Here is a 12,841-nt window from a genome sequence, read left to right as displayed (position 1 = left end):
CATGCTCTCCTCGGCTTGGTTCTATATAGCCATTCCGCTTTCACCATCAATAGCCGCGCCCCTCGCACGCGGTCCGCACGGCCCCCGCCACGCCCGCGCGCTGACGGCCAGAGCTTGGGTCAAGCGCGGCGCGGGCAGGGTCTGACACAGCGCGCGAAGACCCATTTGCCATGCTGCACCGAGCCCGTGCGACGCAACCCAGACGAGAAGTCAGAGGTAGACCTCGCGCGGATCCTCGCTTATTGCTCATCGGATTGCCTGCTTGGGGCGATACCGACCTGAATGATTTTTGGAGGCACTACGCATGAAACTCTTTTCTTTCCGGTCCCTTGCGGGGGCCTTCTTTGCGGTAGGGATGTTGACCCAAGGGGCGGTCGCCCAAGACATGCAGTTTTTCCGCATCGGCACCGGCGGCACCGCCGGCACCTATTACCCGATTGGCGGGCTGATCGCGAACGCCATTTCCAATCCCCCCGGTTCGCGTGCCTGTGACGCGGGCGGCTCTTGCGGCGTGCCCGGTCTGATCGCAACCGCGGTCGCCTCCAACGGCTCGGTCGGCAACGTGAACTCGATCAACGGCGGCACGCTGGAAGCGGGCTTCAGCCAGTCCGACGTGGCCTATTGGGCGCAAACCGGCACCGGCATCTGGGAAGGCCAGCCGGCGGTGGAAAAGCTGCGGCTGATCGCCAACCTCTACCCCGAAAGCATCCATCTGGTGGCAAGTGCCGCCTCGGGCATCACCTCGGTGGCCGACCTGCGCGGCAAGCGCGTGTCGCTTGACGAACCCGGCTCGGGCACGCTGGTGGATGCCAAGATCATCCTCGAAGCCTTTGGCCTGACCGAAGCCGACATCACCCCCGAATACCTCAAGCCCGATCAGGCCTCCGACCGGATGCGCGATGGCGCGATGGATGCCTTCTTCTTCGTCGGCGGCTATCCGGCCGGGGCAATCGCGGAACTTTCCAGCCAGCATGATGTGGTGATGGTGCCGATCACCGGCCCTGAAGTCGACGCATTGCGCGCCGAATACAGCTTCTTTGCCAATGACGTGCTGCCTGCCGGAACCTATCGCGGGCAGGATGCCGAAGTGCCGACCCTGTCGGTAGGCGCGCAGATGGTCACATCGGCGGACCTGTCCGAAGAACTGGTCTATGGCATCACGCAAGCGATGTTCAACGAAACCACGCAGAAACTGTTCGGCAACGGCCATGCCAAGGGCAAGTTCATCACCCTTGAAAACGCGGTGCAGGGTGCAGGCATTCCGTTCCATCCGGGCGCCGAGCGTTTTTACCGTGAAGTCGGCGCGATCGAGTGATCCGGCCTGCATGATCTGACTGTGGGGCGCGGTCTTGTCGGGTTCGCGCCCCTTTCGTTTTCTCCCGCTTCAAGGACAACAGGATGACCGAGGGCAACCGCACGCTTTCCCAAGCCGAACTGGCCGCGATCGAAGAGGAATTCGATCCCGAGGCGCGCTTCAGGACCGTCACCCGGCCGGTGGCCGTGCTGGCGGGGGTGATCCTCTTTGCCCTTGCGGTCTATCATTACTACACGGCCGGATATGGCATCCCGCGTGCGACCACGCACCGGGGCATCCATATGGGCGTGTCGCTGTTCCTGATTTTCCTCAGCTTTGCCGTGGTGTCCTCGGCGCGCCACAAGACCACTGGCTTCGTCATTCTGGGCCTGCCCGTGCTGGACTGGGTGCTGGCCTTCGGCGCGCTGGTGAGTGCGCTTTATGTGCCTTGGGTCTATGACCAGCTTGCCTTCCGCATCGGCAACCCGCTGCCCATCGATGTGATCATGGGAACGATCCTTCTGGTCACCCTGCTCGAGGCGGTGCGCCGCTCGATGGGCTGGCCCTTGCCGGTGATCGCGCTTCTGTTCATCGGCTATGCCTATTTCGGGCGCTCGATGCCGGGCATCTTCGTGCATCCGGGCGCGGATTGGTCGGGCATCGTCAACCACCTCTACCTGTCATCGCAAGGTGTCTACGGCACCGCGCTCGGGGTGATTGCCACCTATGTGTTCCATTTCGTGCTGTTCGGCGTGATGGCGCAGCGCATCGGGCTGGGCCAGTTGTTCATCAATCTGGCTACAGCGCTGACCGGGCGCTTTTCCGGCGGACCTGCCAAGGTGTCTGTGGTGTCCTCGGCGCTGCTGGGCTCCATCTCCGGCTCGTCCATCGCCAATACGGTGACAACCGGCGCGCTGACCATTCCCACCATGATCAAGATCGGCTTCCAGCGCCATTTCGCGGCGGCGGTCGAGGCGGCCTCATCCACCGGCGGTCAGATCACCCCGCCGGTGATGGGGGCGGTGGCCTTCCTGATGGTCGAATATCTGGGCATCCCGCTGCGCACCATCCTGATCGCGGCCATCGTGCCCGCCTTCATGCACTTTTTTGGTGTTCTTGTGCAGGTTCACCTCGAGGCAAAGCGGCTGGGCATCCGCGGCCTGCGCAAGGAAGAACTCCCCAACGCCCTCAAGGTGCTGCGCGAAGGCTGGCTTTCGGTCCTGCCTCTGGTCCTGCTGGTCTGGATGCTGATGTCGGGCCGCACGCCCTTTCTCGCTGCGTTCTGGGCGATCACTGCCTGCATGGCGGTCTATGCCATCCAGCGGGTGATGGCGGCAGGGCTTGTCCAAGGCGCGCGCGACTTTGCCGCCGGTATCATCGAGGGCTTTGTGGCGGGGGCCAAAAGCTCGCTTGCGGTGACGGCGGCAGCGGCCTTGGTCGGTGTGGTCATCGGGGTGGTGACACTGACCGGCATCGGCTTCAAGATCGCCTTCATGCTGACCAGTCTGGCGCAGGGCTGGGCGGAAAGCACCCATGCGGCCCTGTCCTTCCTGCCGTTCGAGATCATCACCATGCCCTCGCTCGCGCTGCTGTTCACCCTGATGATGACGGCGGTGGTCTGCATCCTGATGGGCTGCGGCATTCCGACCACGGCCAATTACATCATCATGGTCGCCGTGGCGGCACCGGTGCTGGCGATGATGGATGTCGAGCCCTTGGTCGCGCATTTCTTCGTGTTCTACTTCGGGGTGCTTGCCGATGTGACGCCGCCCGTGGCGATGGCGGCCTATGCCGCATCGGGGATCGCCGGAGCCAATGCCTTCAAGGCGGGGAACACCGCCTTCCGCCTGTCGATGGGCAAGGCGCTGGTGCCTTTCATGTTCGTGTTTTCCCCGTCGCTTCTGCTGGTCACGGCGGATTTCACTTGGGCGAGTTTTGCGCTGGCCTTCACCGGCGCGGTGCTGGGCATCGTGGCACTGTCGGCGGCCATCACGAACTGGATGCTGCGGCCCCTGCTGAAGATCGAACGGGTGCTGCTGCCCGTCGCGGCGCTGCTGATGATCGCGCCCGAACTCGTCTCGACCTCGATCGGGGTTGCCATTCTGGCAGGGGTGTTTTTGCGCCAGTGGTTTGCAGGCAAGGCGCAGGGCCAGCCCGCGCGCTAACCCCGTGCGGGGCAGGGGCCAAACAGCCCCGCGCCCCGCGCAAGAGGACAGGCCCTTTGGAAAAGGCGCAGTCCATCACAGGCAAAGAGGGAAAGGGTGAGAGGCTGGACAACGACCCAAGCGGGGCTCGTTACGGCTGCTTCCTTCCGGACCTGACCGGGTTGGCGAGGCGCTCGCCCGCGCCAACCTCTCAAGGGTGCAGATAGGGCAGGGGCGCGGCATTTGCAAGCCCCCAAGCGCGTGCGGCGCTCCTTGCCCTCAGGTCCAGATGCCTGCCCAGCGGGCGCCGTCGGTGAGGCTCTTGGCGACATGGTGCGCGAACTGTCCCGAGGCAGGGATGATGTCCGGCACCTGCACCACCGTCATGCCTGCGGCAAAGGCCGCCTGTGCGCCGGGCTCGCTGTCTTCGAAAACCAGACAGCGCGCCGGGTCTACCCCCAGCCGCGTGGCGGCCAGCAGATAGGGCTCCGGATGTGGTTTGGGAGCGGTCACGTCATCGCGGGTGATGACGGCGCGAAAGGCGGGCCGCAGCCCTGCCTGCACCAGCCGCACCTCTGCCGGATCACGGCGCGAGGAAGTGACCAGCGCAAGCGCATGGCGGTCGCGCAGCCCGTGCACAATGTCAAAGGCCCCCGGCTTGAGCAGCAGGTCCACCGCCTGCGCCGCAAGGAAAGAGGCGTGCCATGTCGTGTTCAGCCGGTCCAGATCAAGCTGCGGGAACCGTGACAGGATCAGGCTGGCCGATGTGGCCTGGTCAATCCCGACAAGGCTGTGCAGCAGGTCCTCCACATCGGTATGACCTTGCTCGGCAAAGGCGGCGGCACCGGTCTGCATGGTCAAACGCTCGCTGTCGACCAGCGTTCCGTCCAGATCGAAGAATACCGCATCAAACAAGGGGCCGGTCCTTTGCTTTGGGCGACACGCGCCAGTTGTGCCGGTCGATAGCAGATCGCACCCCGATACAAAAGGCCCGGCCGCCCGCGCGGCACGATGCGCGCCTCAAAGGTCCAGCCGCAGCCGCAAAAAGCCCTCCTCGGTGCGCGCAAGCGGTGTCAGGGCCAGATGCGGCGCATCCGCAAGACAGGCCGCCGCCAGCGGGCTTGTGTCAAAGGTCACCGACGTTCCGGGCAGGGGGCTGAACCGCCACGCCGGCGCGCCGCGTTCTGGCGCGGCCGCGCCATTCAGGGCGCGTCCGATATGGGCAATCAGGATGTCGCGGTTGGCGGTCTGCTCTTCCAGCACCACGCGCGCCGGCTCTGCCGGAGAAAAGCCGCCATTGCCGGAGCCGCGAAAACTGTTGGTCGCCAGCACGAATTGCTGCGCCGGATCAAGCGGCTGTCCTTGCCAGCACAGGTTGCGGATGCGCTGGCCGCCCTGCCCGTGCGGGGGCTGCGACAGGTCCACCTCATAGGTCAGGCCGCTGATGGTGTCATAGACAAAGCAGGGCAGGTCCGGCCCGAGCAGGGGTTGATCCGCACCCCCCGGAACAATCTGCCGATACCCGCGCGCCGAGTATTCCAGCCAGCGGCGCAGCTCTGCCCCGGTGACCAGAAGCGCCATGATGGTATTGGGGTGGATGTAGAGATCGGCGGCATGCCGCAGCAGGATATCCCCCGCCGGGATGAGCGTGTAATTCTCGGGCCCGCCAAAGCCGCCAGCCTTGAAGGGGGCGGTTGCCGACAGCACCGGCAGATGCGCCAGCGGCCCCCCGTCCAGACGGGCGGCCACATATTGCGCCTGCGCCTGATTGACGATCTGGACCGAAGGGCAATCGGTGATCATGGCGAAATAGCTGTGAATCGCCTGCGGGGTGCGGCCAACGGGGCGGCGCGCCCAGAGGCGGACGGCCTCGTGCGCGGGCTGGATCAGGCGGGTCAGGCCATCATCCGGCGCGACCAGACCCAACGGCCGGCCCTCGCCGTCGCGGCTGGCAATCGCCCGCGCTTCGGCCTTGTGGCTGCGCACGCGCCATGCCCCTGCGGCGCGGATCAGATCGATGTCGATCACCCCCAGATGCGAGCCGAAAAAGCCCGGCATCACCGCAGGTTTGCCGTGCAAGGTGCCGCCGACCGGATCAACCTCGGGCGAAGGGGCAAGGCTGGCGGCGGGAAACACCATATGGCGGTGGCCCAGAATGACGGCATCCACCCCGTCAATCGCCGCGATCTGTTGTCCGGCATCTTGCAGGCCCGCGTCTTGTGTTCCCGCCGCATCTGGCCCGCTGCCAGCTTGCGCGCTGCCGATACCGCAATGGGCCAGCACCACCACCACATCGGCCCCCGCGGCCCGCAGGCGCGGAACCTGCTGGGCCACGGTTTGCGCCATCGGTTGCATCTGCACCTCGCCGCCGATGGCCTGCCGATCCCACAGGGCGGTGTCTGGCGGCAGCACCCCGATCACCCCCAGCCGCACCCGCTGTGCCTGCCCGTGCTGATCGGGCAAATCGCGCTCGATCAAAGCCCAAGGCGCGATCAGAGGCCCGAGCGCGCTGCCGTCGCGCGGGCAGGTGTTGGCCGATAGAACCGGAAACCGCGCCTCGGCCAGAGCGGCGGCCAAAAGCGGGATTCCCATCGAGAATTCATGATTGCCAAGATTGACGGCATCATAGCCCAGATGCGCCATGGCCTGCATCATCGGATGCGGCCCGCCGTCCTGCCGCGCCGCCACATAATCACCCAGCGGACTGCCGTGCAGAAAATCGCCGTTGTCGAGCAGGATCGTTCCCGCAACCTCCTCGCGCGCCCGACGGACAAGGGTCGCGGTCAGGCACAGGCCCTTTTGCACACAAGGCGCATCGGCGTGGTAATCATAGCCGGAAAGATGCATGTGCAGATCACTGGTGGCCAGCACCCGCAACCGGACCCTCGCACCCGCCCCGGCCCCGTCCTGTGCTGTCTCGGGCCGGGCCCATCGTAACTCTGCCGTCATACGTCACACGCAACCATAACATCATCGGGACAATCCGGCACCGCAAAGCGCTGTGGGATAACTTGGGAAGAAAGCCGCCTGCATTGCAATTAAAAATGGAATAGTTCCATGTATTTCTTCTTTCAGTTGTAATTTCATCCTGTCCGGCTGCGCGCGGTTTACGCCTGCCCGTCCGGCATGCGATCAGGGGTTGCGCGGCAGGCGCCGGAACGGTTTGGGCTTTGGGGGCAGCAATGCGGCTGGCAGAAACGGTGACATTCGGCGGCTCCGGCCTGAACCGCGCAGCCGAATTGCGCGGCGATGCGGCGGCGCAGGCCGCGTTGCTGGCGCGGGGGCGCGTGCTCGCCGTCTGGCGCGGCAAACCGCTCACACGGGGCGGAGAGGGCCTTGGCTGGCTGCCGTCCGACTCCGTGGCGCTCCATCATGGCAGGCCACCGGTTTTCCTCGGCTTTGACGAGGATCACCCCTGCTTTGCCGTCGATATCTCCGACTGGGTGCCAGAGGCCGGGGCCGAGGCGGTGCAGGCGGGGTTTCTTGACCAGAGCGAGCAGCACCATCCCGGCCTTCCCCGTGATCTGGTCTTTGCCGAATTGCGCGCCGTGATGCTGCGGCTCTCCCCGCGTGAGGCGGAACTGGCGGCGACTGCCAAGGCCGTGCTGCAATGGCATCGCAGCCACGGGTTCTGCGCGGTGTGCGGCGCGGCGTCGAGGCCGACGATGGCCGGCTGGCAACGCGCCTGCCCTGCCTGCGGGGCGCATCATTTCCCGCGCACCGACCCTGTGGTCATCATGCTGGTCACACAGGGCAACCGCGCCCTTTTGGGGCGCAGCCCCGGTTGGCCCGAAGGCATGTATTCCTGCCTTGCGGGCTTTGTCGAACCCGGAGAAACGGTCGAGGCGGCCGTGCGGCGCGAAGTCTGGGAAGAGGCGGGCGTGCGGCTCGGGGCGGTGCGCTATCTTTCCAGCCAGCCCTGGCCCTTTCCTGCCAGCCTGATGCTGGGCTGTGCCGCCGAAGCGCTGAGCGACAGCATCACGCTGGACCCCGCCGAGCTGGAACATGCCCTGTGGGTCAGTCGCGAAGAGATGGTTGCGGTCATGTCGGGCGCTCATCCCCGGATAAAGCCCGCACGACAGGGTGCGATTGCGCATTTCCTGATACACAACTGGCTTGCAGACCGGCTGGATTGACGCCAGTTTCACAGAAAAGGGGCGGCCACAGCCCTTCGGTTGCGCCAAGGGGCATGGCCACAAACAGCAAACGCCGGGCAGGGACAACAGATGCAGCTTTCATCACGCACCGATATCGAAGCGCCGATCGACTTTGTGTTCGCGGCCCTTTCGGATTTTGAGGCATGGGAACGCGCCGCGATGCGGCGGGGCGCGGATGTCAGCCGCACCGACAAATTGCGCGCGCCCGGCATCGGCATGGGCTGGCATGTCATCTTCCGTTTCCGTGGCAAGGAACGCGCGGTCGATATCCGCCTGACGGCAATGGAGCCTGATGCCAAGCTCGTCTTTGCGGGCAAGGGCCGCATGGTGGAGGGCGATATGTCGATCGAGCTTGTCTCGCTTGCCCCCAAGCGCACGCGCATGGTGCTCTTTGCCCATGTGCGTCCGCTGAACATCGCGGCGCGCCTGTTCCTGCAATCGATGAAACTGGCCAAGGGCCGGGTGCAGACCAAGCTGGACAAGCGCCTGCAGAGCCTCTCGGTCGATCTGGAAACCCGCTTCGCCTCCAGCCGCCGCCGCTAGGGTTGCCACCCGCCCGAAGGCGCGCCTGTCCTAGCCGCGCGTGCGGTCGGACGGATAGACGCCGATCACCGTAACCTTGTCGGTGAAATAGGCCAGTTCCTCGAGAGCCAAGGCCACATTGGCATCCTCGGGATGGCCTTCGATGTCGGCATAGAATTCGGTCGCCATGAAACTGCCGCCCACCATATAGCTTTCCAGCTTGGTCATGTTCACGCCATTGGTGGCAAAGCCGCCCAGTGCCTTGTAGAGCGCCGCCGGAATGTTGCGCACCCGGAAGGTGAAGGTGGTGATCATCTGCGGCGCGCGGCGGCTGTGGTCGGCGGTGCGGCTCATCACCAGAAAACGGGTGGTGTTGTTCTTCTGGTCCTCGATATGGCGCGCCAGAACGTCAAGCCCGTAGATCTGCGCGGCCAGTTCGCTCGCAAGCGCCGCACGGGTCTTGTCCTTGGCCTCGGCCACCTCGCGCGCGGCGCGGGCATTGTCGGAACTGACGCGCCCCGTGATCCCGTGGCTGCGCAGGAACTGTGCGCATTGCGGCAGGATGACCACATGGCCATGCGCCTCGGTCACCTCCTCCAGCCGCGCCCCCGGCACCCCGAGCAGGTTGACATGCACCCGCACAAAGGCTTCGTCCACGATGTGCAGCCCCGATTTCGGCAAAAGGCTGTGGACATCGGCCACCCGGCCATAGGTCGAATTCTCGACGGCAAGCATCCCCAGATCGACCGCGCCCGAGCGGGTCATCTCGACCACATCCTCGAAGGTGGTGCAGGGAACCACCTCCATATCTGGACGCGCCTGCTGGCAGGCCTGATGCGAATAGGCCCCGAGTTCGCCCTGAAATGCGATCTTGCCGGACATGCTGGGGCCTCCACGTGATAAAAAGGGGCAATAGGTCGCGCACCTACACCTTGAAACCTGTATAGGGAAGCGGTTAGAAGCCCTCAAATCGGAATGCCAAGGGAAAGCGCGACATGTTCGACACGATGACGATGACCAAGGTGTTGGGGGCGGTCTGCGGCTCGCTTCTGGTGTTTTTGCTGGGCGGTTGGGCGGCCAGCGCCCTCTACACGACCGGCGGCGGCCACGGTGAGGGACACGAGCAAGCCTATGTGATCGACACCGGCGCATCCGAAGCCCCGGCCGAAGTGGCCGAAGCCCCGGACTTCGAGGCGATTTTCGCTGCTGCCGATGCCGGCGCAGGCGAAGCCGTTTTCGCCAAGTGCCGCGCCTGCCACAAGCTTGACGGCACCGATGGCGTCGGCCCGCACCTGAACGGGATCGTCGACAAGGCCAAGGCTGCAAGCGCCGGCTATGCCTATTCGCCCGCGCTGGTCGGCATGGCTGGCGAGACGTGGACGCCGGAAAACCTCTATGCCTTCCTGCAAAACCCGCGCGGCTATGCACCCGGCACCAAGATGGCCTTCGCCGGTCTGCCCCGCAGCGACGAACGGGCAAACCTGATCGCCTATCTCGGCACCACCAACTGATCTGCCGCGCCGGCAGGCAGAAAATCTGTGCAGGGGCCGTCCGGTTCGGGCGGCCCTTTTGCTTTCTTGCCAAGATCACGCAAACGCAACTTGAGACATCGACAAACTGCGCTCTACTTCCCTAAATGATGGAAAGCCGCATCAAAGCGGCAAGATCACATAGGGGAAGGTCGAATGGCGAAAGCATATGGCAAGATTGCGGTGCTGGGCGCGGCACTGATGGCGGGCGGTCCGGCTCTGGCGCAGGAAACCGTGATCACCTCGCATGGCATCTCGACCTTCGGCGAATTGCAACTGCCGGCCGATTTTCTCCATCTGCCCTATGTGAACCCCGATGCGCCGAAGGGTGGCGAAATCTCTATCTGGGCCTTCGGCGGCTTTGACAGCATGAACCCCTATTCGGTCAAGGGCAGGGCGGCGGGCCTGTCCTCGGCCCCTTACGAATCCATCCTTGTCGGCACCGCCGACGAAATCGGCGCCGCCTATTGCCTGCTTTGCACCACGCTGGAATACCCCGAAGACCGGTCCTGGGTGATCTTCAACCTGCGCCCCGAAGTGACCTTTGCCGATGGCTCGCCGCTGACGGCCGAAGACGTGCTGTTCAGCTATGAAACCTTTCTGGCCAAGGGTCTGACCGATTTTCGCACCGTGCTGGCGACTCAGGTCGAAAGCGTCGAGGTGCTGGACCCGCACCGCATCAAGTTCAGCTTCAAGGAAGGCTTCCCCTTCCGCGACCTGCCCGCCGACATGGGCGGCCTGCCGGTGATCTCGAAGGCGCATTACGAGGCGAACAACCTTGATCTCGAGGAATCCAGCATGACCCCGATGCTGGGCAGCGGCCCCTACATGCCGGGGCGTGTCGATGTGGGCAAATCCGTCACATGGGTGCGCAACCCCGATTACTGGGGCAAGGACCTGCCGATGAACAAGGGGCGGGCGAATTTCGATTCCATCCGCATCGAATATTACGCCGATTACGACGCCGCCTTCGAAGGGTTCAAGGCGGGCAACTACACCTTCCGCAACGAGGCCAGCAGCATCAAATGGGCCACGGGTTTCGACTTCCCCGAGGTGGCGAACGGCCACATCATCAAGACAGAGCTTCCCAACGGTGCCAAGGCCAGCGGTCAGGCCTTCCTGTTCAACATGCGCCGCGAAAAGTTCCAGGACCCGCGCGTGCGCGAAGCCATCGGGCTGATGTTCAACTTCGAATGGTCGAATGCCACGCTGTTCTATGATCTTTACGCCCGTGTCCATTCCGTCTGGGAAAACAGCTGGCTCGAGGCGACCGGCACCCCCGGCCCCGGAGAACTGGCCCTGTTGCAACCCCTTGTCGACGAGGGCCTGTTGCCCGCCAGCATCCTGACCGACGAGGCAGTGATGGCCCCCGCTTCGGGGGACCGTCAGCTTGACCGGAACAATCTGCGCCGCGCCAGCGCCCTGCTGGACGAGGCGGGCTGGACCGTGGGCAGCGACGGCATGCGCCGCAACGCCGCCGGACAGGTGCTGTCTGTCGAGATGCTGAACGACAGCCCGACCTTTGACCGCGTGATGAACCCCTATGTCGAGAACCTCAAGGCGCTGGGCATCGATGCCCGCATGACCCGCGTCGACAATGCCCAGATGGAATCGCGCACCCGCCCGCCGTCCTATGATTTCGACATGATCACCGGCAACGCGCGTTCGGGTTATATCTCCGGCTCGGAACTCAAGCAGTTCTACGGCTCCGAAACCGCCGATGTCTCGGCCTTCAACGTGATGGGCCTCAAAAGCCCCGCCGTGGACCGGCTGATCGAAACCGTGATGGCTTCGGCCTCGCTCGACGATCTGACGGTCGCGACGCAGGCGCTCGACCGTGTGTTGCGGGCAGAACGGTTCTGGGTGCCACAGTGGTACAAGAACACCCATACCATCGCCTATTACAACATGTACGAGCATCCCGAGACCCTGCCGCCCTATGCTCTGGGCGAACTGGATTTCTGGTGGTACAACGCCGAAAAGGCAGAAGCGCTGCGCGCTGCGCGTGTCCTGCGATAACAAGACCAAGACAGGCAGGCTGGCCATATGGGCGCCTATATCCTTCGGCGGATTTTCCTGATCATCCCGACGCTGGTCGGGATCATGATCATCAACTTCGCGCTGACCCAATTCGTGCCGGGTGGCCCGATCGAACAGGTGCTCGCCCGCATCGATGGTGGGGGCGATTCCATTCAGGCCATCAGCGGCGCGGGCGATGCCGGCATTCCCCAGCAGGGGAACGAATCCGGCTATGTCGGCGCACAAGGGCTTGATCCCGCCTTTCTGGCCGAGCTTGAAGTGCAGTTCGGCTTTGCCCGCTTTGTCTGCGAGCCGGGCTTTACGGGCAGGCCCTCGGCGCGCGCCACCGAATGTGTGAAAGAACCCATCCCCGCGTGGGAGAGGTTCTTCATCATGATGGGCAATTACATCCAGTTCGATTTCGGCCAAAGCCATTTCCGCTCCATCGGCGTGCTGGAACTGGTCTGGGAAAAGCTGCCCGTCTCGATCACGCTGGGCCTGTGGTCCACCCTCATCGCCTATGCCATCTCGATCCCGCTCGGCATCCGCAAGGCGGTGCGCGACGGATCGCGCTTTGACACATGGACTAGCGGGGTCATCATCGCGGCCTATGCCATTCCGGGCTTTCTCTTTGCCATCCTGCTTCTGGTGCTGTTCGCGGGGGGCAGCTATTTCCGCTGGTTCCCGCTGCGCGGCCTCACCTCGGACAATTTCGACCAGTTGTCGATGATGGGAAAGGTGCTCGATTACCTCTGGCACATCACACTGCCGGTGATCGCCTCCACCATTTCCAGCTTTGCCACGCTGACCCTGCTGACCAAGAACAGCTTTCTCGACGAGATCAAAAAGCAATATGTGATGACCGCCCGCGCCAAGGGCCTGCCGGAAAACCGCGTGCTTTACGGCCATGTGTTCCGCAATGCCATGCTGATCGTGATCGCGGGCTTTCCGGCGCTGTTCCTGTCGGTGTTCTTCGGCTCCAGCCTCATCATCGAAACGATCTTCAGTCTGGACGGGCTTGGTCAACTCGGTTTCCGCGCGGCGGTGGAACGCGATTATCCCGTCATCTTCGGCACGCTGTTCTTCTTTGGCCTGATCGGGCTTGTCGTCGGCATCCTGTCTGACCTGATGTATGTCTGGGTCGACCCGCGTATCGATTTCGAGAGGAGGGGCTGA

At 64.0% G+C, this 12,841-nt stretch carries 10 protein-coding genes and 1 other RNA gene; 7 read left to right on the top strand and 4 right to left on the bottom strand.

The annotated features are described in order from the left end of the window. Positions 1–304: 304 nt before the first annotated feature. Both G3572_RS07435 and G3572_RS07430 read left to right on the top strand, forming a co-directional pair. Positions 305–1,315, top strand: coding sequence for a TAXI family TRAP transporter solute-binding subunit (locus G3572_RS07435; protein WP_164610371.1), 1,011 nt, complete (start codon positions 305–307; stop codon positions 1,313–1,315). Between the two features lie 83 nt (positions 1,316–1,398). Next, complete coding sequence (locus G3572_RS07430) at positions 1,399–3,459, top strand: TRAP transporter permease (protein WP_164610369.1); 2,061 nt, start codon at positions 1,399–1,401, stop codon at positions 3,457–3,459. Positions 3,460–3,554: 95 nt separating this feature from the next. On the opposite strand, the gene ffs is transcribed toward G3572_RS07430, so the two are convergent. The 3 genes from ffs to G3572_RS07415 form a co-directional block, all read right to left on the bottom strand. Beyond that, positions 3,555–3,651: signal recognition particle sRNA small type (gene ffs / locus G3572_RS07425), an RNA gene on the bottom strand. 66 nt (positions 3,652–3,717) lie between these two features. After that, on the bottom strand, positions 3,718–4,353 hold the full coding sequence (locus G3572_RS07420) for an HAD family hydrolase (protein WP_164610367.1): 636 nt from the start codon (positions 4,351–4,353) through the stop codon (positions 3,718–3,720). 105 nt (positions 4,354–4,458) lie between these two features. Beyond that, positions 4,459–6,387 (bottom strand): bifunctional 2',3'-cyclic-nucleotide 2'-phosphodiesterase/3'-nucleotidase, encoded by a 1,929-nt coding sequence (locus G3572_RS07415; protein ID WP_164610365.1) that lies wholly within the window; start codon positions 6,385–6,387, stop codon positions 4,459–4,461. A gap of 233 nt (positions 6,388–6,620) precedes the next feature. On the opposite strand from G3572_RS07415, the gene nudC reads away from it, so the two are divergent. Together nudC and G3572_RS07405 are read left to right on the top strand one after the other, a co-directional pair. Further along, positions 6,621–7,574, top strand: coding sequence for an NAD(+) diphosphatase (nudC, locus tag G3572_RS07410; protein ID WP_164610363.1), 954 nt, complete (start codon positions 6,621–6,623; stop codon positions 7,572–7,574). 90 nt (positions 7,575–7,664) lie between these two features. Beyond that, positions 7,665–8,138: an SRPBCC family protein gene (locus tag G3572_RS07405; protein WP_164610361.1), complete on the top strand. Its 474-nt coding sequence runs from the start codon at positions 7,665–7,667 to the stop codon at positions 8,136–8,138. A gap of 30 nt (positions 8,139–8,168) precedes the next feature. On the opposite strand, the gene G3572_RS07400 is transcribed toward G3572_RS07405, so the two are convergent. After that, positions 8,169–8,999: a prephenate dehydratase gene (locus tag G3572_RS07400; RefSeq protein WP_164610359.1), complete on the bottom strand. Its 831-nt coding sequence runs from the start codon at positions 8,997–8,999 to the stop codon at positions 8,169–8,171. Positions 9,000–9,112: 113 nt separating this feature from the next. Here G3572_RS07400 and G3572_RS07395 point away from each other — a divergent pair, with 113 nt between their 5' ends. The 3 genes from G3572_RS07395 (at position 9,113) to G3572_RS07385 (ending at position 12,841) form a co-directional block, all read left to right on the top strand. Beyond that, complete coding sequence (locus G3572_RS07395; RefSeq protein WP_164610357.1) at positions 9,113–9,628, top strand: c-type cytochrome; 516 nt, start codon at positions 9,113–9,115, stop codon at positions 9,626–9,628. Between the two features lie 159 nt (positions 9,629–9,787). Further along, positions 9,788–11,665 (top strand): extracellular solute-binding protein, encoded by a 1,878-nt coding sequence (locus G3572_RS07390; RefSeq protein ID WP_435530969.1) that lies wholly within the window; start codon positions 9,788–9,790, stop codon positions 11,663–11,665. A 27-nt stretch (positions 11,666–11,692) separates the two neighbouring features. Further along, a complete protein-coding gene (locus G3572_RS07385) occupies positions 11,693–12,841 on the top strand; it encodes a microcin C ABC transporter permease YejB (protein WP_164610353.1) in 1,149 nt (382 codons plus the stop codon).

This window comes from Pseudotabrizicola algicola, assembly GCF_010915705.1.
Lineage (GTDB): Bacteria > Pseudomonadota > Alphaproteobacteria > Rhodobacterales > Rhodobacteraceae > Pseudotabrizicola > Pseudotabrizicola algicola.
Note: the sequence above shows the minus strand (reverse complement) of the source record. Positions and strands in the feature narration are given on the sequence as shown.